Annotated in this window: 16 protein-coding genes and 2 pseudogenes; 17 read left to right on the forward strand and 1 reads right to left on the reverse strand. The window is 44.0% G+C overall.

Annotated elements, in window-relative coordinates; genetic code table 11:
- Positions 1 to 27 precede the first annotated feature (27 nt).
- The 15 genes and pseudogenes from ACFQZT_RS17745 to ACFQZT_RS17815 all read left to right on the forward strand — a co-directional run bounded on the left by ACFQZT_RS17745 (position 28) and on the right by ACFQZT_RS17815 (position 20,919).
- Positions 28 to 900: pseudogene (locus ACFQZT_RS17745) on the forward strand (ROK family protein).
- A 106-nt stretch (positions 901 to 1,006) separates the two neighbouring features.
- A complete protein-coding gene (locus tag ACFQZT_RS17750; protein ID WP_379302176.1) occupies positions 1,007 to 2,125 on the forward strand; it encodes a Gfo/Idh/MocA family protein in 1,119 nt (372 codons plus the stop codon).
- Between the two features lie 161 nt (positions 2,126 to 2,286).
- Positions 2,287 to 2,735 (forward strand): annotated as a pseudogene (locus ACFQZT_RS17755) (aldo/keto reductase); the annotation flags it as partial.
- 1,185 nt (positions 2,736 to 3,920) lie between these two features.
- Positions 3,921 to 4,508, forward strand: a complete 588-nt coding sequence (locus ACFQZT_RS17760) for an SDR family NAD(P)-dependent oxidoreductase (protein WP_379302177.1) — start codon at positions 3,921 to 3,923, stop codon at positions 4,506 to 4,508.
- Positions 4,509 to 5,881: 1,373 nt separating this feature from the next.
- Positions 5,882 to 7,864: a PKD domain-containing protein gene (locus ACFQZT_RS17765; protein ID WP_379302178.1), complete on the forward strand. Its 1,983-nt coding sequence runs from the start codon at positions 5,882 to 5,884 to the stop codon at positions 7,862 to 7,864.
- 324 nt (positions 7,865 to 8,188) lie between these two features.
- Positions 8,189 to 10,858, forward strand: a complete 2,670-nt coding sequence (locus ACFQZT_RS17770; RefSeq protein ID WP_379302179.1) for a family 78 glycoside hydrolase catalytic domain — start codon at positions 8,189 to 8,191, stop codon at positions 10,856 to 10,858.
- A 90-nt stretch (positions 10,859 to 10,948) separates the two neighbouring features.
- A complete protein-coding gene (locus ACFQZT_RS17775; RefSeq protein ID WP_379302180.1) occupies positions 10,949 to 11,851 on the forward strand; it encodes a nucleoside hydrolase in 903 nt (300 codons plus the stop codon).
- A gap of 188 nt (positions 11,852 to 12,039) precedes the next feature.
- Positions 12,040 to 13,587 (forward strand): glycoside hydrolase family 43 protein, encoded by a 1,548-nt coding sequence (locus ACFQZT_RS17780; protein ID WP_379302181.1) that lies wholly within the window; start codon positions 12,040 to 12,042, stop codon positions 13,585 to 13,587.
- Between the two features lie 98 nt (positions 13,588 to 13,685).
- On the forward strand, positions 13,686 to 13,967 hold the full coding sequence (locus ACFQZT_RS17785; RefSeq protein ID WP_379302182.1) for a beta-galactosidase trimerization domain-containing protein: 282 nt from the start codon (positions 13,686 to 13,688) through the stop codon (positions 13,965 to 13,967).
- 14 nt (positions 13,968 to 13,981) lie between these two features.
- Entirely contained in the window at positions 13,982 to 14,194 is a 213-nt protein-coding gene (locus tag ACFQZT_RS17790; RefSeq protein ID WP_379302183.1) for a Beta-galactosidase C-terminal domain, read from the forward strand.
- 215 nt (positions 14,195 to 14,409) lie between these two features.
- Positions 14,410 to 15,687 (forward strand): ABC transporter substrate-binding protein, encoded by a 1,278-nt coding sequence (locus ACFQZT_RS17795; RefSeq protein WP_379302184.1) that lies wholly within the window; start codon positions 14,410 to 14,412, stop codon positions 15,685 to 15,687.
- A gap of 83 nt (positions 15,688 to 15,770) precedes the next feature.
- Positions 15,771 to 16,676, forward strand: coding sequence for a carbohydrate ABC transporter permease (locus tag ACFQZT_RS17800; RefSeq protein WP_379302185.1), 906 nt, complete (start codon positions 15,771 to 15,773; stop codon positions 16,674 to 16,676).
- Positions 16,666 to 17,502 (forward strand): carbohydrate ABC transporter permease, encoded by an 837-nt coding sequence (locus tag ACFQZT_RS17805; RefSeq protein ID WP_379302186.1) that lies wholly within the window; start codon positions 16,666 to 16,668, stop codon positions 17,500 to 17,502. The genes ACFQZT_RS17800 and ACFQZT_RS17805 overlap by 11 nt, the downstream gene beginning before the upstream one ends.
- A gap of 87 nt (positions 17,503 to 17,589) precedes the next feature.
- Complete coding sequence (locus ACFQZT_RS17810; protein ID WP_379302187.1) at positions 17,590 to 19,299, forward strand: cache domain-containing sensor histidine kinase; 1,710 nt, start codon at positions 17,590 to 17,592, stop codon at positions 19,297 to 19,299.
- A 21-nt stretch (positions 19,300 to 19,320) separates the two neighbouring features.
- Positions 19,321 to 20,919, forward strand: coding sequence for a response regulator transcription factor (locus ACFQZT_RS17815; RefSeq protein WP_379302188.1), 1,599 nt, complete (start codon positions 19,321 to 19,323; stop codon positions 20,917 to 20,919).
- Positions 20,920 to 21,314: 395 nt separating this feature from the next.
- Here the strand turns inward: ACFQZT_RS17815 and ACFQZT_RS17820 are convergent, their stop codons facing one another.
- Positions 21,315 to 21,626 (reverse strand): hypothetical protein, encoded by a 312-nt coding sequence (locus tag ACFQZT_RS17820; RefSeq protein WP_379302189.1) that lies wholly within the window; start codon positions 21,624 to 21,626, stop codon positions 21,315 to 21,317.
- A gap of 724 nt (positions 21,627 to 22,350) precedes the next feature.
- On the opposite strand from ACFQZT_RS17820, the gene ACFQZT_RS17825 reads away from it, so the two are divergent.
- Both ACFQZT_RS17825 and ACFQZT_RS17830 read left to right on the forward strand, forming a co-directional pair.
- Complete coding sequence (locus ACFQZT_RS17825; RefSeq protein WP_379302227.1) at positions 22,351 to 23,670, forward strand: helicase-related protein; 1,320 nt, start codon at positions 22,351 to 22,353, stop codon at positions 23,668 to 23,670.
- Positions 23,671 to 23,713: 43 nt separating this feature from the next.
- Positions 23,714 to 25,315, forward strand: a complete 1,602-nt coding sequence (locus ACFQZT_RS17830) for a copper amine oxidase N-terminal domain-containing protein (protein WP_379302190.1) — start codon at positions 23,714 to 23,716, stop codon at positions 25,313 to 25,315.
- Positions 25,316 to 25,449 lie beyond the last annotated feature (134 nt).

Below are 25,449 nucleotides of genomic sequence, written 5' to 3' on the forward strand. Positions count from 1 at the left end.
AGTGACGATGATTGTGAGGGAAACGAATTGTTATTAGGCGCTATCGAAGGCGGTGGGACAAAGTTTGTATTTGGGATTGGTACGGCAGATGGCGAAATCCTTGACCGCATCTCTATCCCAACAACGACACCTGAAGCTACGCTCGGCTATGCGATGGATTTCTTTACATCTAAAGAGATACAAGCGATTGGAATCGGAACCTTCGGCCCGATCGATGTGAATCCGCAGAGCCCGACTTATGGTTCTGTAACGAGAACTCCAAAGCCGCACTGGAGCGGTTACCGGATCGTAGAGCATTTGAAGCGGTACTTTGACATCCCTATTGGTTTTGATACCGACGTGAATGCAGCTACCTTGGGGGAAGCAACATGGGGGGCTGCAACAGGATAGAACAGCTGCCTGTACATGACGATCGGAACCGGGATCGGTGCGGGTGCAATCGCTGAAGGCAAGCTCGTTCATGGTTTGACCCATCCGGAAATGGGGCACATCCTTATACGACGGCATCCGGATGACAGCTATGAAGGACACTACCCCTTTCACCAAGATTGTTTGGAAGGAATGGCGGCGGGACCGGCGCTGGAGGATAGTTGGGGCACGAAAGCGTTTGAACTTGGATATACTCACTCCGCTTGGGAAATGGAAAGCTACTATATAGCTCAGGCACTGGTCAATTACACGCTAATTCTTTCTCCGGAGAAAATCATTGTTGGCGGCGTTATGAACCAGTCGCACTTATTCCCGCTTATACGCGAACAAGTTCGTAAATTGTTGAACGGTTATGTACAGCATCCTGCATTTTCAGAGGATGACGATAGTTACATTGTACAACCTGCTCTTGGCAGCAACGCTGGCCTTTGTGGGGCCCTGGCCTTGGCTAAGCAAGCCTTGGATATTTAGAAATGCCACATCAAGAAATAACCGGAAATTCAGGGTACCTCAGCTATTTATATTAGCGGAGGTATTTTTCCTTTAAGAAACAATTATTATTCAGGGGGTTACGTGAATGAAACTTGGATTCATCGGATGCGGAGTTATTTCAACTGCACACTTGGAAGGTTTGCAACAATTAATAAATGATGGCAAGAAAACGTTTGATTTAACCGCTGTTTGCGATCTTAGACTGGATCGGGCTGAGGCGTTTGCAGCTGAAGTGGAGAGACGACTCGGAAAGCGGCCCGAAGTATATACAGATTATCGCCGGGTGCTGGAGGAAGGCGGATTGGATGCGGTATCCGTCCTGCTGGATCATGATTTGCATCATACCATTGCGGAAGATTGTTTTGCTGCGGGAGTACATGTTCAAATGCAAAAGCCGTTAGCTATTTCGCCTTCCCTCGGAAAGAAGATGCTTGCGGATGCAAAAAAGTACGGCAAGGTTATGACTTTATCTGAACCAAGCGTATTGGGAGCTGACAATGTCGCAATGGCAAGAGCGGTGAGAGAGGGTGTCATCGGCGCCGTCTACATGATTATGGACTATGCGACAGTTACACTTGGGCGTAAATATTTTGCCGGTACGGCATGGCGTCATATGAAGGGAAGAGCGGGAGCCGGATGGATTAATGATCATGGTGTCCATCGCACTCATTTTTTTACTGAAGTGAACGGTCCTATTAAAGAAGTATTCTCATATAAGGAAATTTTCGAGAAAGAGTTGAGCGATGGGGAAACCATTATACGTCCTAGTGGAGAAGACACGTCGGTAACGGTTTTTCGTTTTGAAAACGGCGGGTTGGGGCACTGGATGTGCAGTACTGCCGCGCATGGGGAAAGTACAGGCGGGGTATGGATTTACGGCAGCAAAGGTTGCTTCCGTCCTGGAAAACATGCGGCGTTAGAAGACGGGAGTATCATCCCATTGCCTGAAATTATTGAACGTTATGCGCCCGATATTGTACAAAATCCGTTTGCGCATTCTTATGTGGAATTATGGGAGGCGATTGCGGATCAAAAGGTGCCGATCTCGAGCGCTGAACGGGGGCTTGAAGCCTTAGGCGTCGTATTTGCGGCATTGGAGTCAGCTACAATTGGCCAACCGGTTAATGTCCAAGACATCATCCTCGGAAAAATGCACGCATATGAAGATTCGGTGATCAAGGAAATGAAATCTTTTAAAAAGTAGCTTTTTAAAAGAAACACATTAATGTGCGCTGCCTGTATATTTCACGGAAAGAGTTGAGAAACGGTATGCGTATAGAGGAATAGACACGGCTTCAGTTAAGCAAGACTACGATATTACAAGCATTCTGAATCTGTAATTAATCGATATGAGGCAGTACTGAAATGAATGATATACGAATGGGGCGTTCAGGTTTAAAGGTAAACAGGCTTTGTTTGGGGACGATGAATTTCGGTCCGTTCTCTGATGAATGTGAAACTTTTCGGAATATGGATGCTGCTTTGGATGCAGGGATCAACTTTTTCGATACGGCGAATCATTATGGAAATTCTGGTCACAGCGGCGAGAAGGAAGAAATCATTGGACGTTGGTTGTTCAGGGAGGGGGCCAGAGGGAAAATGTTGTTTTGGCGACGAAAGTATATCACCCCATGGATGATCTGAATGACGGGTCGAATAATGCAGGAGGGTTATCTGGCTACAAGTTTCGCCGACGTCTGGAAGGATACCTCTGCCGTATGCAGACGGCTCATATTGAACTTTATCAGATACACCGTTTTGATCGGAACGTGACTTGGGAGGAAATGTGGGGTGGCTTTGAGTTTCTTGTATATTAGTATAAAAAGAGGGGCATTCTTGATAGGTTTTATTATTATATTTTTAAGTGTTATTCCAATAGTTGGTATCAAGGATTGCAAAACGTCACAAAAATTCATCTCGGATAACAGCATTATTTCAATAGGGAATAAACAATAAACTTGTTATTTCAGATATTATTAAAAATCACATTTATTAAATTTTCTGATGTTATTGTGTCAGAAATAATCGTAGATGGAAATACGGTTAGCCTAAGAAATGTGAATCATTGGCATAGTATAATGAACGTTATAATAAAACGCCAATCACTAAACAACTAAACATTTGATTCTATATAAGGAGTTACATTGTTATAGCCGAAATTAAGTTAAGATGTTACATTTATAGTATCTTTACTCTAACGAATCTTCTGTTCTACAAAGAGGAAATCCAGAAATTTAATCTATAGTAGATCAATTTAAATTAATGCTTAAATATTTAGCCATCCATAAAAGGGTAGCTTTTTTTGTTGTGTTTGATGGCATAATGTATCAAATGTAATAAAAAGGAAATAACCTTGAGAGGGAGATGAAAAACGATGCATGACTGTTTGGGCGGAATTCCCCGCCAGCCATTATGGCCACGGTTGGAGGAGAGCTACTCCTATATCCGGTGTCCACTAGGGAAACTTATGAGAACACTCTACTGTGCCATGCGATCGGATCAAGCATAAAAGTTATGATCAATGCGATTGGATCTAAGTTTTGTTTTTATATATACCTCAAGTTGTATAATAAGATAAGGGTTAAAATTAATTAAACTAGAGAGTAGATGAAATAATGCGGATATCAATGAATAAATACATATACAAAACCTTGATTTTTAAGCTTACACTGGGTGCTTTGCTGAACGAAAAAATAAAGGTAATAATACTTGCAAATAAAAAGAATTGAGTTGCTGCTAACAATCTATTCCATTCGATAGTCCGCTGTTGGGATTTCGGTTCGATATTGTATGTAAAGGAAAGACCGTTCTCTAGAATAGTGGGGGCGGTCTTTTCCTCTGAATGATTGTTAAGTGAGTTTACTGTTTTACCCAATAAGTAAGACCATGTAATTACTGCGCATTTTCTGGTATTATGATTTGTCGCGACGCAATTGTAAATAGAATTCCAATCCCCCTATGAACTAATAGTTCCCATAGACAGTTTGATTGGAAGCGACATGTCTGCAGTAGAGCTGAATATACAGGACCCTGCAAGCGTAAAGTCAGTCGCCCAGCAGTTAATTGAAGAATATCCGGATCTGAATGTCTTGTTTAACAACGCAGGTATTTATATACCAGATGATCCATCAGCTGTGGTTGACGAAGATGTCTTGGTATCGACAGTCACTACAAACTTGTTCGGGCCGATTCGTATGGCGTCTGCGTTGCTGGAGCATTTGAAGTCCAAAGAGGAAGCTTTCATCATCAACACGACTTCGATCCTTGGATTCGTACCAGTGGCACAGGGGGCTATATATTCTGTGACGAAAGCAGCGCTTCATTCCTATACGCTAACCCAACGGTACATCCTTAAAGACACATCGGTGAAAGTACTGGAAATTGCGCCGCCATTGGTTCAAACGAAAATGATCAATTACAATCCGAATGCGATGCCACTTGCGTCATTTATTGAAGAAACGATAAAAGTAATTGGTACAGATACGGACGAGGTTCTGGTGGAGGAAGCAAAAATGTATCGTAATAATCCAGGCCCGAACGAAAGCGTTCTTGTGAACCAGGTTAACGATATGATGTCTGGTCGATAATTCGTCTATTACACAATTTGTAAAACGCCAAAAACAAGTAGAAAAGGGATCAGGGACGTTGGCGCCTGGTTTCCTTTTCGGCTTTTTTTTGTTGTAAAAGTAATTTGGCAATAATTGAAAAAAACGTTTGACAGGTAAAAGGGCTCTCTTATGACACTAATATAACTCGCTAAACAGGTAGGAATAGTTAAAATGACTGTACTACATGATGAATGTTAATCATGATGAACGTATCGAATCAAACCGCCCCAAAAACGGGCGTTAATTTATTTGTTGAGCAACACCTCGGGACATCTGCACTAAATACATTGTAATAAAAGGTTTCCATTTGCGTCTGTCGAGAAGAGTTGTTTTTGAAATCATCCAGTTAAGCTGAAACGATTTATACCATGTTGTGGAACTCGGCTTGTTAACGGCACTCCGGGTATTTGTCTCGACGCTCTTGCCGTTATATGGACGGTTCCCGTGGGCGTGATGATCGGTATGAATCCTCGATTTTCTAAGATAGCCCAGCCCAGCAATATAGAATCGTAAAAAGGGGAAACGCCATATTGGCCGGAAATGAAGCTAGAATTTGCACAATGTTTTAACGACTTCACTCTTTCAGCATCCATTTTCCAATCGATTCAAACAAGAAACGAACCAGTACCATCTGGCTTGGCAGTTTCACTCCGGCAAGGATCATTGAACCGGTAAAAGCGATTAGGATTAATAAACCTATGTAGACAAACACTTCCTTATGTTCGGTGTATAATAAATAATGCGAACATACGTTTTGTGAAGGCGATAAGGAAAATGAGTGTTGTATCAAGAATTGAGAATGAATAGGATGTTCAAATTATTAAAGAATATACGTTATTACCAATTTTGCTCGATATGTTAACCAGGGACATGGAGGAGTTGAAGATAGATATATAAAGATAAAATCGTTTATAACCATGTTCTCTTTTATTTGAAAGAGGATGAGCGAAGCTACACCGATTTGGAGGATGGCCAACTCATGAGTGGGATGTTGACACTACCCATCGGCGAAATCCAGATATTGGAGCGCATGGCATAAGGCGAATAATGATCGTTGTAATCCATGAAAAACTAAAGTTTTTGTAGTTTTTCTAATACACTTGGGACTATTAAACAAGTATTATTTGGGATGGAAAGCGCTTTCTAGGGAATAAAAATGGGAGGGTATATCAATGCGAGTCTCTAAGAAATCATCGATTTCCGCGGCTGCAGGGCCGCACCTGGATCGGACGGCCGAACATCGGGCTGGATTGGAGCAAATTAAAGGGAACCCCGACACAGGGTCCGGTTATTGGAGCAGAACGTGGACAAGGCGCCAACGCCACATTGTCTGGAAGACAATGGTGGGAGCCATGCTCAGCGTGTTGTTGATGCCGAGCATGAGCATCACTGCTGCGCCGTCTCAACCTGAGTGCGCACCGCAGGTAGTCGGTGGGCCCGTGTGGGTCACTGCCGACTGTGTCGACCCGCTGTACAACCGCCCGATCATCGACAGCCAGATCGATCTGACCACTCCGGTGCCGCATCACAAGGTGTCGGGCCACTTCGAGGGAACCGATAAGAGGTTCAACTTCTACTTCCCGCCGAAGAGTCAGTGGGAAGGCCGTTTCTACAACCTGGTGTATCCGCTTCAAGACGAAAATGCAACCGACGAGACCATCAGCTTCGGTGCGGATAGCGGGGCGTACACGGTACAGACAAACGGTGCCGGCGGCTACCGGGTCGACGCGGCCGCGGCCAAGTACTCTAAGACGGTCGCGGCGAGCTACTATGACTCGTCCAAACGTATCTATGGCTACATTTACGGCGGTAGCGGTGGCTCCTACCAGACGATCGGTGCCATCGAGAACAGCATCGGGGTGTGGGACGGCGCAGTGCCGTTTATCCCGGGCGTACCGACCTCCATCCCGAACACTTTCTTCGCCCGTGCCTTCGCGCGCTTCGTGCTGGAGGACAAGGCACCGCAGATATCGGACGCGGTGAGCCCAGGTGGTAGCGGTAACCCCTACGCTGGGCTCAATGATATAGAGCGGGCGGTACTGCTCGAGGTGACGAAGATGGGCGTACCGTTACGGGCCTGGGAAGACTACACGTATGTACTCGGTCTGAACGACCCACAGGGCCTCCTCGGCTTCGGAAACGCGATTCGGGGCATGGATCCCACTTATGTCGATGACTTCTGGAGCAAGCCAGGGTATCTCGGCACGGAGCAGTCGCCCCTCGGCGATAAGTTCCGTTCCGCAAAGGTGGATCACGTCGCGACCATCACCCAGGTTAATCGGAACGAACAGAACATACCGACAAGCCTGCTGCTCGATAGTGCGCCAGAGTTCTTGACAACAATCGTTAACGACTACACGCTCTACACAGCCGACGGCACGACGAAGGTCGGCACACTGTTGGGTTCACTGGATCCGGCTACAAAGGTCTTCACCATCGGGAGCGGGAACCCCGACAGCGTGCTGAACGCGATCGATAGTGGTTCCAAGCTGCGGATCGACAACCGGTGGTCCCTTGCGCTGCTCTCGTACCATCGGCACCAGGTTCCAAAGCGGTCGGGTTTCTACGTTTGGGACCAGTTCAAGGCATCTGACGGAACACCACTCTACCCTCAACGGCCCATGGAGATTGGCCCTCTCATCTCCCGTAACGTGAGTGGCGGCGGCACGCACAGTGGCATGATCAATAGCAAGGTCATCGTTGTCGGCAATCTTCTCGACACTGACGCCTACACATGGCAAGCCGACTGGTACAGCGCGAGGGTGAGAGAGTCCCTCGGCAACCATTACGAAGATAACTTCCGGCTCTGGTACAACGATAACGCGGATCATATTACTCCTGGTCCCCGTACTATCCGTCTCGTTCAGTTCGACGGCATTGTCCAGCAGGCACTTCGGGACGTGAGCGCCTGGGCAGAGAGGGGCGTGGCGCCAGCGCGATCCACCCGTTACGAAGTGGTCGACAGTCAGATCAAGGTGCCGGAGAACGCTGCTGTACGCCGAGGTATCCAGCCCGTCGTCGATCTGACCGTTAAAGGCGCCGCCCGGATCGACATCGCCGCTGGCAAGACAGTCACCTTCAAGGCGAAGATCCAGGTCCCGCCTGGGTCTGGTAAGGTCGTAGGCACGGAGTGGGATTTCGATGGCACGGGCAATTTCACGGCAGCGGACTTCGGAAGTCCCAAGCAGACTTTAGAGGTGTCGACGACATTTACCTACACCAAGCCCGGTACTTACTCCCCGTCGCTGCGAGTGACCTCCCAGCGCGAGGGTGACTCAAGCACGTCTTTTGCCAAGGTTCAAAACCTGGGGCGCGTTCGTGTCGTGGTTCACTAGAGTGTGATTAAGGGGTGATTGCTTCTCGGAATTCAACTGGGGAGCGGTCGCCTCTTTTATTCTATACGGGCTCAAAAACAAAGAAAATATAAAGAATTTGTAGATTTCTTAAATACATGCCAAATTTAACATGCGTATAATTTGATGAAGAGTTGGAACCGCATTAGGAGGCAGGTAACTTGCTAATAAAATATCAAATTAAAATCCGCGCCCCCTTTGTAGGGTTTCGATGTATAACTTAGTACGAATTTGGAAGTATGGCGAGCAAGAGAACGTAGAGGGTCAGCTTATTGCTTTAAAAATATAACTGAAGGAGCATTAGAGATGAATAGCTTTACAGTCTCCAATCTTAGGGTAAACTACAGAAGGAATCCGCTCGGGATCGATGATTTGTACCCCCGACTCAGCTGGCAGATTATCACGGATGCAAGAGGCTTTATACAAACAGCTTATCAAGTTCAAGTCGCATCCAATGCTGGGTTTACATCGGAGATCATATGGGATTCCGAAAAAGTGGAATCTGATCAAAATGTTCATATAGAATATCAAGGCCCTACCTTATCTTCCCGTACACATTATAATTTCAAAGTTCGAGTTTGGGACTGCCATGGGGAGGTATCGGACTGGAGTGAATCCGCCTACTGGGAAACAGCGTTATTGTCATCTGAGGAATGGCAGGCAAGCTGGATTTCGGCGCGGCCTCATAGCGTCGAGTCTGGAGACGAACCATGCGATTATTTGCGTACAGAATTTACTCTTCCTGAAAATGTAGTTTCAGCTCGCGTATATGCGACCTCTCTCGGCCTATACCGGCTTTATGTCAATGGCGCCCAGGCCGACGACACGCTGTTTAACCCCGGCTGGACAAGCTATACCAAACGTCTTCAATACCAAACCTATGATGTGACCTCCCTTCTATCCAAGGGGGAGAATGCACTTGGCTGCATTTTAGGTAACGGCTGGTATAAAGGATATTTAGCTTGGGAAGGAAAGAAAGAGTTTTATGGTTCCAATCGTGCCGTGCTCATTCAAGTGCATGTTACGTTGTCCGATGGCTCTGAACGAATCATTGCTTCGGATGGCAGCTGGCGTTCTTCGTCAGGTCCAATCCTGATGTCGGAGTTGTACCACGGTGAAACATACGATGCTCGTCTCGAAATGGATGGTTGGGCTTCACTCGGATATGCAGATGATGATTGGCTGACAGCAATGGTTACGATTACGAATACTCCGCAATCTACCCTGGTTGCCCAAGAAAACGAACCGACCCGAATTATTGAAATGATTAAGCCTATAGCCGTCATAGCGACACCCAATGGCGAGACTGTTCTGGATATGGGGCAGAATATGGTCGGTTGGGTCAAGTTAAAGGTTTGTGCTGAAGCAGGTACTGTCATTACTTTACAGCACGCAGAGGTGCTAGATCGAGACGGAAATTTCTATATCGGCAATCTTCGTTCTGCAAAGCAGACGATTACGTACATTTGTCGAGGCGGCGGGACAGAAACCTATGAACCGTACTTGACGTTTCAAGGATTTCGATATGTCAAAGTGACAGGAGTTCCGCAGGATCAACTCATCGATCACTTCATTGGCTGTGTCATTCATACGGATTTGGAGCAAACCGGCAGCTTCCGATGCTCGGATGAACTGGTGAATCAGCTTCAGCACAACATTTTATGGGGGCAAAAGGGTAATTTTCTGGATATTCCGACAGACTGTCCGCAGCGGGACGAAAGATTAGGATGGACGGGAGATGCTCAAGTATTTATTCGAACCGCCGCCTTTAATATGAACGTTGTTCCATTCTTTGAAAAATGGCTGAAGGACTTGGCTGCGGACCAAGAATCTGACGGAAGAGTTCCGCACGTTATTCCCGATATACCTGCTGCCGGTTACGGTTCTTCTGCTTGGGGTGACGCTGCCGTCATCTGCCCATGGACACTCTACCAATGCTATGGGGACATTCGTATTCTGGATAGACAGTATTCCAGCATGAAGGCTTGGGTTGAGTATATGCGTTCGCAAGGAGATGACGAATTCCTGTGGAATACAGGATTTCACTTTGGGGATTGGCTTGGTCTGGATGCTAAGGAAAACAGCTTTGTCGGGGCAACGCCCACAGATTTGATCGCCACTGCATTTTACGCTTATTCAACAGAATTGCTGTCTAAAATGGCAGCGGTACTTGGCAAAGAGGAAGATGCAAAAGAATATGAAGTATTGCATAAAAGCATTGTGTTGGCATTTCGTTCGGAGTTCGTTACACCAAGAGGACGGGTGGAATCTCCTACACAAACGGCGTATGTGCTTGCTCTTATGTTTGATCTACTGGAGGAGAAGGATCGGCCTCGTACTGCCAGAATGCTGGCCGAACATATCGAACAGAATAAGATCCACATAACGACCGGGTTTGTGGGCACGCCTTACCTATGCTTAGTCCTTTCACGATTCGGGTATACCAAGCTGGCTTATCAGCTGCTTCTGCAGAAGGAATACCCTTCATGGTTGTTTTCTGTGATTCAAGGGGCAACCACGATATGGGAGCATTGGGACGGCATCAAGCAGGACGGTTCATTCTGGAGTGATGATATGAACTCCTATAATCATTACGCTTACGGCGCCATCGGGGATTGGCTCTATCGCGTTGTCGGGGGAATCGATTTAATCGAGCCGGGCTACAAAAAAATCCGAATCCAGCCGCAGATTGGTGAACATCTCTCATGGGCTGAAGCTTCTCTTGAATCCATTCACGGAAACATCAAGGTTTCTTGGAGTAAACAGAATAACGGTTCGGTGGAGATGGATGTGGTAATACCTGCAAATACGACAGCTGAAGTCGTCATTCCAACGCGTGAATACGTGAATTTTCTGGAAAATGGGATGTCGTTGGAGCAAATGACCGGCTTACTTAGAATGGAGCAAACCATTGAAGGTCACACGCTTCTTATTGGATCCGGAAAATATAGTTTTACGTTATTTTCAAGTACCTGAGGTTTATGTTAGAACCCTTCCAGGCTGCCATTGGACTGGAAAGATGAGTGTCTATTGAAGACTGCGAATAATATTTGGAGGTCGTCATAAATGCTGCAATTTCCATTCGATATACCAGATAACAAAAAAATCCGACTGATTATTAATTCTGATGCAAAAAATGAGGCTGATGATCAATTTGCTATTGTACATGCCTTATTGACGCCTCAATTTATTGTCAAAGGAGTCATTGGGGCCCATTTCGGAGAATATAGAACGAATACTTCGATGCAGGAAAGCTACGAGGAGATTGTTAAAGTAGTAGAGCTTATGGATTTGAATGACGAAATTTCTGTGTATAAAGGAGCAGACAGAGCGTTGCCTGATGAGCAAACGCCAGTCATGTCAGAAGGGGCGGAACTTATTATTCGTGAAGCATTTTCCAGTGATCCGCACCCACTTTTTGTCATATTTTTGGGACCAATTACGGACTTAGCGGCCGCTTTTTTAAGGGAACCTTCCATCGCGAACAAATTGACTGCCATATGGGTTGGTGGCGGACCTTGGCCTAACGGGGGGCATGAATATAATTTAAGCAATGATATCAATGCAGCTAATATTATTTTCCGCTCGAATATTCAACTCTGGGTTGTTCCGCAGAACGTTTATTCAACCATCAAGGTCAGCATTTCGGAGCTTGCCGTAAGAGTCAAACCATTTGGTGATATAGGAGATTATTTGTATCAACAACTGGTCGATTTCAATCTAGGCCCTTGGGCGGGTTGGACTAAGGGGGAGATGTGGTCTATGGGAGATTCTACGGCTGTCGCATTGCTAATGGATGATCATGCTTTCGGATATGAATGGAGACCTGCGCCACGAATTTCAACTGATATGTGGTACGTGCACGAGCAACAGGAGCGTCTTATTCGATGGTATCATCACATCGACCCGCGCTTTACCCTAGAGGACATGTATGCCAAGCTCAAAATACACTATGGTAATAAGCTTTAAATGAGAATGATAGGAGTTTCCTGCAACGTATGCCCTTGTACACGGTTATATGGTTACAGGCACTAATTTATTTTTTGTCCATCATTACTTACGTTGGAATGGTCGTGTTTCCATTACTTCCAAACAATGTGTAACCAATATCAGTGATATGCAATATTAAAGCGTAGTTAGGGGGATGGATATAGGATATGTCCTTTTCAGATAAACAATACACCAATCCGGTAATACCTGGTTTTCATCCGGACCCAAGCATTTGCAGAGTAGGATCGAACTTTTATTTGGTTACTAGCTCGTTTCAATATTTTCCCGGGGTACCAATCTTTCATAGCTGTGATCTAGTTCATTGGAAGCAAATTGGTTATTGCTTGACCCGTCATAGCCAGTTGGATCTTAATGGATGCAAAAGTTCGATGGGGATATATGCTCCAACCCTTCGTTTCCATAATGACAGATTTTATATGGTCACCACGAATATGAATAACTTCAGGAATTTTTACGTTTGGGCCGAAAAGCCCGAGGGACCTTGGTCCGAGCCGGTTTGGCTGGACTGGCCTGGTATTGATCCATCTCTGTTTTTCGATGAGGATGAGCGTGTTTATATTTCCGGGACGAATAGTTTTACGGAGGAAGAGCCCGCTGGAATCTACCAAGCGGAGATTGATTTGGAAACCGGGATGCTCTTGTCGCAACGTCGTCTGATCTGGAAAGGCACAGGCGGCATAGCGCCTGAGGGACCACATTTATACAATATCCAAGGAATGTACTATCTGATGATCGCAGAGGGAGGAACCGATTATGGTCATATGGTCACGATTGCCAGAGGGAGCACGCCTTGCGGACCGTTCGATAGCAATCCGAACAATCCGATTCTTTCCCACCGGAGCTTGGATTGTGCTATCCAAGCCACGGGACACGCGGATCTTGTCCAACTGGAGGACGGTAGCTGGTGGGGAGTCTTCTTGGGTACCCGCCCCGTGTCCGTTCCCTTCGAAGGGCGGCACCATCACTTGGGCCGTGAGACTTTTCTTGCTCCGGTCACTTGGTCATCGGATGGGTGGCCTGTTTTCGGAGATGGGGGAAAGGTGTCGGAGAAGATGGATGCCGGTACGCTTCGGCTCGAAGCAGGAATGCCTTGGGTGGCAAAGGATGATTTCGAAGGAAGGGAATTGCATTCCTGTTGGAACTTCTTGAGGAATCCTCTAGCTGGGGACTGGTCCCTTGAAGAACGGCCAGGCTGGCTGACTCTTCGCGGCTCAGCAACGAGTTTGAATGATATCGGCACGCCTGCATTCATAGGCAGGAGGCAGCAGCATTTCAGGTGCTCCGTTTCAACGCTGCTAAGCTTCGAACCTTTACAAGAAGGTGAGGAAGCTGGACTAACCGTTTATATGAATGAGAGATTCCATTATGAGATCGCGCTGACTTATGATCAGGAAGGCAGCTGCAAGGTGATTCTACGACGCCGGCTTGGCTTCTTATGGAAAGTCGAGCTCGAAGAAGCGATTGAAGGCTCTGAGATTATTCTTGGATTGGAAGCCGATCCTTCCAACTACTCTTTTTACTATGCTGAACCTGATAGGCAGCGAAGGTCCTTTGGCACCGGCGAATGTTCCATGCTGTCCACGGAAGTGGCCGGCGGTTTCACAGGAGTTTATATCGGGCTTTATGCAACGGGGAATGGGCGCCCCTGCACGGTCCCTGCTTACTTTGACTGGTTCCAATACACACCGCTTTAAAAATTGCGATTATAGGAGTGTTAATAGATATTGAAAAATTTTCCGATAAGCCAGAAGCTTCATGTATTCATGCATGGCGCCGATTATAATCCCGATCAATGGCCGAACTGGCGATGCTGCCCGACAATCAGCTTGGCCTCACCGGAACGTTTGAGGCTCACGAAATTTGCGAACTGATCCATGCGGAGAACGCCAAGGTGCTGGGGCTTTATACGGACAGCTTCTATGCGGGGAGTCCTGCTTTGACAGTCAATAAGCTGGGCAGGGGGCAGGCCTATTACATGGCGACACGGCTGAAGCAGGACTTCCTAAACGTATTCTATAAAGAAATAGTTCGTGAAGCGAAGGTAGCCCGTGTCCTGAATATGGAGTTTCAATAGGCGTAACGGCACAATTGCGGACAGATGGAGAGAAGGATTATGTGTTCGTCATGAACTTCAGCGGAGAAGCTCGACAGGTTTATCTGGATGAAGTCAGCTACACCGATCGGGAGGATGGCCAGCCCGCCAGCGGTACGCTGACTCTGCCCATCAAATTTTCAAGTGCCGGATTCGAAGCGGGTGCGACTATAAAGCTGCGATCTACAATGTGTGGAATTGCAAATTGATGAAGAAAACAATAAAGATAGGTGAATTCATCCCGATTAGGGAATGGACGTCGATTTACTTAAAGAGAATTCATACTTAGCTGGCAGTTGTTTTGTGGATCAAAGAAAACCTAAAGATATTGTAGATTTTCTAAATACATGCTGGAGTCCTATGCTCGTATAATCAGGATTAGAAAGCGCGCGCAATCAAATATGAAATAATGGGAGGGTCAAAAATGAAATTCTTCAAGAAATCAAGCATGGTTCTGTGCCTATCGATGAGTTTGGCTCTAGTAGTAAGCGCTTGCGGTAATCAATCGTCAACCGGAGATTCCATCGTAGGAAAGAATGAAGCTGCGGCCAAAAAGACGAAGCTCACTCTGATGATCGCCTGGCCGGGGGATGAGATCGGGAAAAAGGAAGAAGAGTTAGTGGCCAAGCGTTTCGCCGATAAATATGATATCACCTTTAAACCGGTCGTTGACCCTGAAAAGACGATTAAAACAACGATCGCTTCAGGCGAGCCTGTGGATCTCGCATTCTATTGGACCGGCAACATGGATACGTTCGTGGATGCCAATATGGCGCTGGATCTAACACCTTATCTGGATGCCAATGGCGGCGAATGGAAGAATACATTCGTTGAAGGTACCTTGGAGAAGGGGACCTATAAAGGCAAAACCTTTTCGGTCCCGATCACCCCTGTATATTTCATGATGCTGGCGAACAAAGACTTGTTGGATAAAGCTGGCGTTAGCCTGCCGGATCAACCGACCTGGGAAGGATTCAAGAATGCGCTGGGTACCGTGAAAGAAAAACTGGGGATTACGCCTTTTGGAAACAGTTGGGTGAGTTGGACGCATGCAGGTCTTCTTTTCTCCGTTTGGCCGGATGATGCCAAATTGCAGCAGTGGTCAAAAGGCGAGATTCCTTTTACCGACCCAACGGTTGTGAAGGCTTTCGATGAAACAAAGTCGATCTACGATAAGGAATATGTGTATCCGGGCAAAGGTGCACTTACGGTAACCCAGGACCAGATATTAACTGCGTTTAAGTCCGAAAAGATCGCGATTATGGCCTACATCAATTATCAAGCAAGTAAAGCGGTTAAGGATTCGGGATTGAAAAATGTGCAGGTACTAAGCTGGCCTTATATGGGCTCGCGTACAAAAGTACCAGGCGACGCCAACGGGTACATGATTCCGGCGAACGTGAAGCATCCGGAAGCATCGATCGAGATCCTAAAATATTTAACGAGTACGGAAATTGCCCAACACAGGGTTGATAGTGGAGCTCCGGTTTCAGTCAAAGGTGTGAAAATATCCGATCCTAAAGTTGCGCAGTATGCGAAGGATGCCGGTAATCTCTATGTCGAAAAAGATATCAATGCTCTTTCGCCGAAAATAAACGAATATCTCAACACTAAAATGCCTGCCAACTACATTTTCGATCCTAAGAAAACGCTGGAGGATCTCGAAAAACTGAGATTGGAAGCGATTGAGCAGAAAAAATAACAAGTAAAAATTAATGGTTCGATCATGGGCATAAGCGACCTGTCTTATGCCCTTTATTGTTCCAAGAAGAAGGAGGACATAAGGTGCCACGATTAGTGAAAAGTCAATCGTTGAATGTCAAAACGCGAATGTTGGGGATTGCCATACTGATTCCGGCGGCTTTTTTTATTGCATTTACGATGATCGTCCCGATCGGGTGGAATTTCGTCTTATCTTTTGCAAAATGGAGTCCATTATCCAGCATACAAATGGTTGGTCTGGATAATTATATTCAGCTATTTCAGGATACCACTACCCTTAAAGGGTTCAAATATTCCATTATGATTGCAATTGTATCCTCCTTGATTGCTCTCTTGCTAGGACTATTGCTGGCATTGATGGTATACAGGATCGGCAGCAAGGAGGGAGCGGTATTACGGTTAATCTTCTTTGCTCCGAATATGATGCCTTTTATTGTCATCGGACTTTTGTTCGCTTTTATCCTAAGTCCCGATATGGGACTTATCAATCAGTTTTTCCGGTTGATCGGAATGACTAGTCTTGAACACGCCTGGCTCTCCGAACCCGGGCTTGTATTGTGGACCATATCCGTGGTGAGCGGCTGGAAAGGTTGCGGAGGCGTGATGATGCTATTTTATACGGCCATGCTTACGATTCCGGCTTCCATGTTTGAAGCTGCGCGACTGGAAGGGGCAAGCTACTTCCGCCAAATCAGAATCATTATCTTGCCGCTGATTATGCCCACGATCCGTTTGGTCTCGATGTTAGTCCTGATTGGTTCCTTTAAAGCCTATGATATCGTCTATTCCATGACCAAGGGTGGGCCCGGTGATTACTCGAAAATCGTGCCGATTCAGATGCTGGATACAGGATTCTATTACAATGAATTTGGAAATGCCGCGGCGATTGGAGTCTTGTTTACCGTGCTAGTTGCAGTCATTATGTTCATTTCGCAAAAACTTGCAAAAGGGGACGTCTATGAGTATTAGAAGCTGGAATTCAACCCTTATCATACGTCTGATCTTGATTGTATTCGCGGCAGTAAACATATACCCAGTTCTCTTTACTGTCTTCACCTCTTTAAAGACGACCGAAGAGTTTTATTCGAATTTATGGTCGTTTCCGAGTCAAATTCATTTGGAGAATTATATCCAAGCATTTAAGGTCGGGCGTCTGGGCGATTACTTCTTTAACAGCATTGTGATTGTGGTTGTCACGTTGTTAGCTGCAACCGTTTTAGCGACCTTCGCGGCGTATGCGCTCGCGAGATTACAGGTTCCTTTCACAGGAGCTATCGTTGGCATCTTATTTATCTTAATGATCTTGCCAGCCGAATCCATGATTATTCCTCTTTATATGATGATGTCTAAATTGAAAATGTTTCAAGTCGTCTATATTCCCATCGTTGTCGTTTATGTAGGATGGCTTTTACCAGGGACCATCGTTATTCTTCGCAATTTTTTCCTTTCCATACCCGGTGAGTTGCTTGAATCGGCCAGAATTGACGGCTGCAGTGAGTTCGGTACGATGTTCAGGATCGTCTTTCCGCTCTCGGGGGCGGCCATCGCCACATGTACCGTATTTAATTTTGGTTTTGCCTGGGGGGAACTGATGTGGGCGCAAATTGCCACATTGACGACAGACAAAGGGGTCCCGATCTCGGTCGGTCTGATTAATTTTCAAGGACAATATACGACGAACTGGCCCTTAATGACAGCTGGCATGTGTATGGTTCTTCTTCCGCTTATTGTTCTCTTTATTTTCTTGCAAAAGTATTTCGTTCAAGGCTTAACATCCGGTGCGGTAAAAGGGTAAAATAGTTACGAACAGAGCGGCTTCGTCTGAACGATGCCGTTCTATTTATCTCTACACATAAATGGACACTTGGGGCGTGGTCAAAAAGTGTTGAAGTTTAAAGACTTACCTCTAATCATTAAATTATATTTATGCATAGCGGTTTTGATTATTGTTCCCTTAATCGTATTGGGATTATATTTAAACAGCCAATTTGCCGCTTTAACACTAAATAAATCAAGTGAAATTGCCCTGCAGACGCTAAAGCAAACGAAACAGAATTTTGAATCTCTGTTCGTCGATACCAATGATATTTCGACCCGAATCTTATCCAATGGGCTCGTTCAAGAGTTTGCCAAAGGCGAATACAACAAAGAGTTGGACTATGACAAAATAGTTTTGAATATGAACTCTTGGTTGGATGATGTAGTAGGATCCAAAAAATATTATCGTTCTATAAACTTGTACTTAGGCAAGGAAGTTATTTTTCAAAAAGGGGTTTCGGTTCCGGATTTGGACCAATCTGCGATGGAGCGTGCGTTGCAGGAGCAAGGAAGAGGCTTTTGGCTAACTGGGCCTGGAAAGATCGCCTATTATCGAGGAATTATGGACTTTAGAAAAATGGGTAGAATGATTGCAGTAGAAAGACTTGATATTAACGAAGAAATTCTTTATGAATTTTACAAAAACATCAATTCTTATGAGGGTTCTCATATTTTTCTTTTGGATGCTAACGGCATCGTCTTATCTTCAACGGAAAGAAACAAAATCGGAGACAAGATTGATGACTTCGATTTTGTTCATAGAAACATTCTAACGAAAAACGGTTATTTTACCGCAGATATTGAAAATGCGAGACAAATTGTGCTCTTTTATACGATAGAGCAATCCAACTGGACAATGGTTCAGATCATCCCGGAAAAGTCCTTTACATTGTTGAAATCTACAATAAATACAGTTTTGCTGATTGTTATTGTGCTATGCCTTATCTTCGGCATATTATTCTCCTTCATTTTGCACAAATACTTGCTTAGGCCCCTGCTGCAATTACGTAAAGAAATGATGAAGCTGAAGACCGGCAATTTTAACATTGCTTTGAGGATCGATTCCAAAGATGAAATCGGCGAAATCAGCAACGGATTTTTGCGGATGGTAGAGCAGCTGAAGGAAACGATCAACGACGTTTATTTGACCAAAATCAAGCAAAGAGAAGCCGAAATCAAGGCGCTGGAATCGCAAATTAACCCTCATTTTTTATACAATACCTTAGATTCGATTCATTGGCTTGCGATCAGACAAAAAAATTATGATGTCAGCGAGCAAATTGAAGCTCTTGCAGAAATATTCAGGCACGTTCTGAATAAGGGAGAGCCTTTTGTCACCATTGGCCAAGAGGTTGATTTTTTGGAAAATTATATGTTTATTCAGAAACGGAAGTATGGGGAACGCATTAAACTTCATATCGATGCCGCGCCGGACCTTATGAACAATAAAATGCCTAAATTAGTTCTGCAGCCTTTGGTTGAAAATGCGATCTTTCATGGGTTGGAACAGGTCGTCGAGGGAGGCATTATCGAAGTCAAAATAACCAGAGCGGACCAGGGGATTCGGTTAATGGTAACGGATAACGGTATGGGGAACGATGAAACTAAAATCCATAAAATGATGAGCAATATCGAGGAAGCGAAACACGTATTTGCCTTAAAAAATATCGATGACAGAATTAAAACCAGTTATGGAGAACCATTTGGTCTCTATTTTACAAGCAAGGTCGGGGTTGGTACTAAAGTTGAGGTGCTCATTCCCCTTATCGTTTAATGGAAAGGCGGGTGAGTCGGAATGAAACTGTTAATCGCAGACGATGATGAACAGATCAGATCGGGCATTGAGCAAGGTATCGATTGGTCTGCTTTGGACATTAAGATGGTAGTTACAGCTTCCAATGGCCTTGAGGCACTTCAACGATTTACCGAACTGCAGCCGGAGATCGTGATCACGGATGTGAGAATGCCCGGAATGGACGGATTGGAGCTTCTGGAGAAAATAAAGGAGATCAATCCTAGAACGAGGGTCATCATCTTAAGCGGATATAACGATTTCGAGTATCTTAAGAAGGCGATTCAACTGGATGCCGTAGATTATGAAATGAAGCCCATTCGTGCACGAAGTTTAATCGCTTTGATCCAAAAGGTTAAGGATGACATTATTAGGGAACGGGTTTCGGAGCAAGAGTTTCAAAAATATCTCGAGTCCTTTAAGAGCAATTTCGGAGAAGAACTTCTAAATGGCAGTATCACGGACCGTTTGATCATTCTGGAAGGCTTGCAGCAGTACTATGGTTTCGATGGAACGAAATCACTCATCTGCGTAACAGCACAATTCGATGGTGATTGGAAAAAGCATTCGGATCAATCGAAGATCGCCGCGGACACCATTTGCAATCTCTTTGCATCCAGCGATTTAGCTACGCGGGGGATCTGTCTAAGGTCAAAAGAAGTAAAAATGGTTTTCTTGGTGACGATAGATACGAATTCTTACTTATACTATCGTCAATATGCGAGTGAATTGGTGAATCGATTGCGGTCTTGGAATCGCGAGACGAGGTCCCAATGTCGAATGTCGTTCTCGGCCGGAATCAGCAGCCCAGGCAATATTTCCGAATTCGTAAAACTGTATCAGGAAGCTAACCAAGCGTTGTCTATGAGGTTATACATAGGCAGCGGCTCGATCCAAGTCTATAATAAATCCGCTGAATTAAGCGATAAAACGATTGTCGGTTTGCTGGAAAACGCAGAATTTATGTTGAAATTGTCCCGAGGGGACATTACTTCCGCTGTGACGATGGTCGAAAACGAGTTTGAGCGTATGAAGAAAGAACGTGAATATAGCAGAAAAAGTGTGGCTGCCTATTCGCGAAATTTGCTTCACTTTTTAACGGTCGCGAATAGAAACGTTCCTGCTGATCGGATCGAACAGATTCAAAGCAAAATTGAATTCATTGAAGTAAATGCTGATTTTCTAACGATCGAAGATTTCAGAGAAATCGTTGTCTCTGTTTTCGAGGAGACCGGCAAGCACTTCTCCAAAGATCTCAGTCCGTTGATGATCCGTGCGGACGAGTTTATCCGCAAAAACTTTACGCGCGAACTTACGGTTGAGATGCTCTCGGAGTATGTGGGCAAGACACCAAACTATTTCAGCCATTTGTTTAAGCGCGAATTTGGAATCTCCTTCAAGGAATATGTTACCCGCTTAAGAATAGTCAAGGCGAAAGAGCTCATTCTCAATACGAATGATCTTATCTATGAAATCAGCGGAAAGGTCGGATTTTCCGATTACACGTATTTTACCCAGGTCTTCAAAAAAGTGGAGGGGTACCCGCCGGCTGTATTGAGAAAGAATAATTCTGGAATTGCATTTGAGTTAGGGGAGAACTAACGTTAAAGATAGGGGCTTGGTTTTACTGATCCATTAAACAAGCCTCTTTTCTTATTGCATAGACCTTCATCATCGAACAGAATCTTAATGTCTAAATTCAGGACCGTACTAATGGATATGGTTAATGAAGGAGTTACTCTTCTTTGCCTTCTTTCCGATCGTCCTAAATGAATTAAGAAAAGGTAGTAGTTATTCGTTCTGAAACTTCAGGTTATACACCAACACCTGTCAAGTAGACATCTCCTTCTTCAGGGAAAACCTTGACCCATGTCCGTTTTAAGATTTGAAGATGAAGAAATAAAGATTCGTGAAATGGCCCCAATCCCTTTGCCATCGCAGCAATCAGCTGACGAAGAACTTTGGCTGTTTCCGCATAATTGGGTGCCTTCCACCGTTTATTGTTGTTTGATCAAAATAATCTGGAGGTTGTTGACAAACAGTTTGGACATTTCTTCATTGTTGTAGACTTTAATGAGGTCATGCAGCAACTCAAACTCAAATTGAACCAAGGTATCAGGATCCAGCGTATCCGCTTCAAGAAAATTGGTAAAAGACTGAGATAGTTTATCGGAGGAATCCTGTAATTCCTGTTGTTTTAAACTCCATACGGCATTTACGGAAAACATGATACAGGAAATCACGATATCCAAAAGGTCACTTATCTTTTGAGCGGATGAATCTAAAATAATGACGCCATGTGTAGGCACGATTCGGACATAGCCTTCTTGTTCAAGCTGCTGAAGAGCGGCTCTGTCGCCTGGATTGTTCGTCCTGCACGTGTTCCAACGGTTGGGCTTATTCCTTTTTCAAATACCGAACAAGGAGCAAGCCCTTACAGATAAAAAAGTACTAGCGCAATTAAAGAAGGTCAAAGGGGGGCTTTGTTAGATTCACTATTATCTAGAATATCAATTTATACTTCAAATTGTGTATATCTCTTATTATCTGCTCTGATTGATGAATCTGAGATCCTCCCCAAATGGCTAAATAATATAATAAAAAGCCCGTTACAACAACATTTACAAGATGGCGACCTTCAAGAACTATTAGAGGGTTTATCTCTCATCCTAGTAATGAATACGTAAATGCTCTTCGTTCTGCAAGAGAAAGCGGCAGAAGTTCATATAATGCACAACTTACTGCGGATTTGTTCTTTTGTGTACAGGATGTTTGGAAACAAGAAGGTGGCAATTCAGCTTTCCCTATTAGAATTCCTGAGAAAGTCAACGTCGGATTTAAAAAGAATAATAATCGATGGAATGAATATTCTCACAGACAACAAGACATTTAATTGGAGAAATTGATAAACACAAACAAATCAGAACTTTTAACCAAGAACTCAATGAGAGAGTAAAAGCATATTTAAAATTCGCTGAAATTGAACTAGGGTATCAATCCGAGTTATTTGAGGGGCTTTCCAAAGGAATTGGTATTCATACACAAGCATTAATTGAAGAAGAGCAAGAAGCTGTAGAAGAATTTTTTAAATCCTCTAAGATTGGTGTTATCTGTTCAACTGGTACTCTTGCTCAGGGGCTTAATCTTCCTGCCTCAGCAGTGGTAGTAAATACTACTAAACAGTATTCAGCAGATGATATACCAAGGCCTATGTCAAAGGAAGAAGTAATGAATATGCTGGGCAGGGCAGGACGGCCTGGATTAGGTTTTCAATCTATTGGAATAATTGTTCCGCAATATCCATCAACGTATGATCAAACCGGTTATGATTTAGAAAGTGAATATACATCATATCTGGAGCGTATTGATGCGGTAGTTCCAGTAGAGTCTGGATTATCAAAACTAATCACAAATGCGGCTATTAGTCTTGAAGAAAGTGATCCAAATAACTATATGTTCTTGATTCATGCAGCTGCAAGAGATTTAACTATCGATTCAGAAACAATAAAGAAAACACTTGCCAGTTATATGTTAAATGAAGGTATGGTAGACCAAGCAATATTAAATACAAATAAGTGGTTGCAATCTATACAAGACAATAGTAGTATGCAAAAAGTTCTTAAAATCGCACAAAAAAACGCAATTTCTTTACATAGTGCCCAATCATTAATAAATAGTATAAATGTGGAAAATACCCTGATATTACTCGATTTTGAGGCGGCAACCGAGAAGGATTGGATTACTTGGTATTTAAACAATATTAATAAACTTGAAAGCAGCTTCTTAGTAGAAATTCGTGATTCAGTCACTTCTTTTTTTATTCTCTTGAGTATGTCTATTGCAATGTTATTGCTAATAAATTCGAGGGCAAAGAAAGTGGTAAGGAAAAAATTTAAAATACATATTAAAGGGTTCTCATGGAGAACGGATGATTTTGAGAGAATACAGTCAGATATTCTGATTGGACATTTAAAGGTGAAGAAGCTGTATAAAGAGGAAAAACTCAAGCATCTTATAGAGCTGGTTTATAAGGATATTGAAAGGAAAAAGCTACCTTCATTAATTGCTCCTACAATATTCATCTCACTTTTCGTTCCATTCTGGGTGCAGTTCTTAACGAATGTATTTAAAGAAGTAAAGACCAGTGAATTAGCTTTTTCAATGGCAACAAACTTCACTCTCTTATTGTTATTAACTATGATCTCTACAGCGATATCGAGATGGATATTAAAAGGAATGTTTGAGTTCGTTTGGTTTAGTGAAACATTACTAAGAAGAAATTTAGTAAATATATTAGAAGAAATCATGCTAGAGATTGAGGAGGACGATAATCATCAAATTGCAGTGGAATAGTTCCAATTCAGATGGCAAAAACGTGGAAAGAGGTTGGTTGACGTTGAAAAAATTATTGCTGGCCCTGGCAGGATTATTATTAGTTAGCAACATTTCTATATCGATGGTACTTGCTGATTCCCAAGAAGCTGATCCAATTGATTTAACGGTAACGGACGATTCAGGGCAAAATTGGGTCCTTAAGAATGAAGGTGCTAAATATCGCCTAAAATGGTCATTTAGCGGTGATAGTAGATACGATCATTTTCAAGCAAAGAAGTTAAATGATCAAATAATTATATTACATAATTTTAGCAAAGTGTTCGCTGTTAATAACCAAGGGCAAGTTATATGGAAGCAGGATGGAAAAAGTAGTGATTTGATGACTGGCGCGGACGGGAGTATTTTTACGTTCTCTAGCGTTTTCAATTATCTTGACAAAAATACAACTACCTCGAAAGCTACTGTAATACGGTTTAATAAAGACGGGACGGTGCTTAGCCAATATAAAGATTTATCCCTTGCACTGGTTCGACGAAAAGATTCTACTTTTTTTGCTGACAGGTTTTTCAGTGTTGATTGGATAGGTAACCTTGTAGCCTTGATCGATAATGGACTTACCTCGTTTCGTCCTGATGGTACCAAGAATTGGCAGATTAAAGAACTGAAAGTTAACGATAAAACCTTCGATGTATTTGCAATGAACAACCTTCTTGCGGACGTCCAAGGAAATTTGTTGATTGGAATCGATAACCAGCTCATTTGTCTTAACGACGAAGGTAAGGTGATCTGGGCTATTCCAAATATCACGTCGACATCCAGAATAAAATTGTCAGATAGCTACCTTTTGATAAACGAAAAGATTTATTCGGTTACTTCAACAGGCCTAGTAGAAGAAAATAAACCGGAGATTATGTACACTATAAGCGGAAAAGCTATCGATCATCAAGGGGGATTTTTCCAGGTCGATGAGAAAACCTCCACTTTAACGGACAACGATATCCAGTCCGGCAATGTTCTATGGAGCTATATGTTAAGCGCCGCGGAACGCTCAGCTGGATATGAATTGGCTGCGAATTTCAAGGGGAATTTTGTGTCTGACGATCAGGGGAATGTCTTCGTTTCGACCAACGGTGGTACCGTCCACTCCTTAGACCCACAAGGGAATCCGAGATTTACGCTGCAGATCATGAATAAAATTATCGGTTACTCTCAGATCATTCCACTCACCAAAAACTCCATTGTCATCGCGAACAACAGAAATGTGATTTGTCTGGAAAAGGTAGAGGACGAAAAGGGCGGCATTTCGTTATGGCTGAACGGACAACAGGCAGCACTACAGCATCAGCTCATCATGCAAGATGGCCGCGTGATGATCTCATTACGCGAGATTTTTGAAATGCTTGGTGCACAAGTTACCTGGAACGAAAAACAACAACAAATCACAGCTGTAAAAAATGACAAAAAAATTATCATGCAAATCGGCTCAAAAGAGGCGTACATCAACGGAGTTTCAGCGATCTTTGATACGGCACCGGCGCTTATTGACGACGTGACCTACGTACCAATCCGCTATGTTAGCGAAGCTCTCGACAGTCAAGTGGAGTGGGACAACGTGAATCGTATCGTTCGGATTACAGCCTTAGCAACAAACGTATCGAAGTAAGGACCTACTGAATTTTTATGCATTTTTTAAATACTCAAGGATAATTTCTTTCTACCGAAATCTGCAACAAACTGTGATTTTCGCCGCGACGTAAAGCTGCGGGCAATTCTGCATTCCCCAGCCAGACCCATCCA

Origin of the sequence: Paenibacillus sp. GCM10027628, assembly GCF_042676385.1 — a bacterium.
In the GTDB taxonomy this organism is placed as follows: Bacteria; Bacillota; Bacilli; order Paenibacillales; family NBRC-103111; genus Paenibacillus_E.

Bases quoted from the DNA above. Each gene is read 5' to 3' on its own strand.
- ACFQZT_RS17750 (WP_379302176.1), top strand. From the start codon at position 1,007: ATGAAACTTGGATTCATCGGATGCGGAGTTATTTCAACTGCACACTTG.
- ACFQZT_RS17760 (WP_379302177.1), top strand. From the start codon at position 3,921: ATGTCTGCAGTAGAGCTGAATATACAGGACCCTGCAAGCGTAAAGTCA.
- ACFQZT_RS17765 (WP_379302178.1), top strand. From the start codon at position 5,882: ATGCTCAGCGTGTTGTTGATGCCGAGCATGAGCATCACTGCTGCGCCG.
- ACFQZT_RS17770 (WP_379302179.1), top strand. From the start codon at position 8,189: ATGAATAGCTTTACAGTCTCCAATCTTAGGGTAAACTACAGAAGGAAT.
- ACFQZT_RS17775 (WP_379302180.1), top strand. From the start codon at position 10,949: ATGCTGCAATTTCCATTCGATATACCAGATAACAAAAAAATCCGACTG.
- ACFQZT_RS17780 (WP_379302181.1), top strand. From the start codon at position 12,040: ATGTCCTTTTCAGATAAACAATACACCAATCCGGTAATACCTGGTTTT.
- ACFQZT_RS17785 (WP_379302182.1), top strand. From the start codon at position 13,686: ATGGCCGAACTGGCGATGCTGCCCGACAATCAGCTTGGCCTCACCGGA.
- ACFQZT_RS17795 (WP_379302184.1), top strand. From the start codon at position 14,410: ATGAAATTCTTCAAGAAATCAAGCATGGTTCTGTGCCTATCGATGAGT.
- ACFQZT_RS17805 (WP_379302186.1), top strand. From the start codon at position 16,666: ATGAGTATTAGAAGCTGGAATTCAACCCTTATCATACGTCTGATCTTG.
- ACFQZT_RS17815 (WP_379302188.1), top strand. From the start codon at position 19,321: ATGAAACTGTTAATCGCAGACGATGATGAACAGATCAGATCGGGCATT.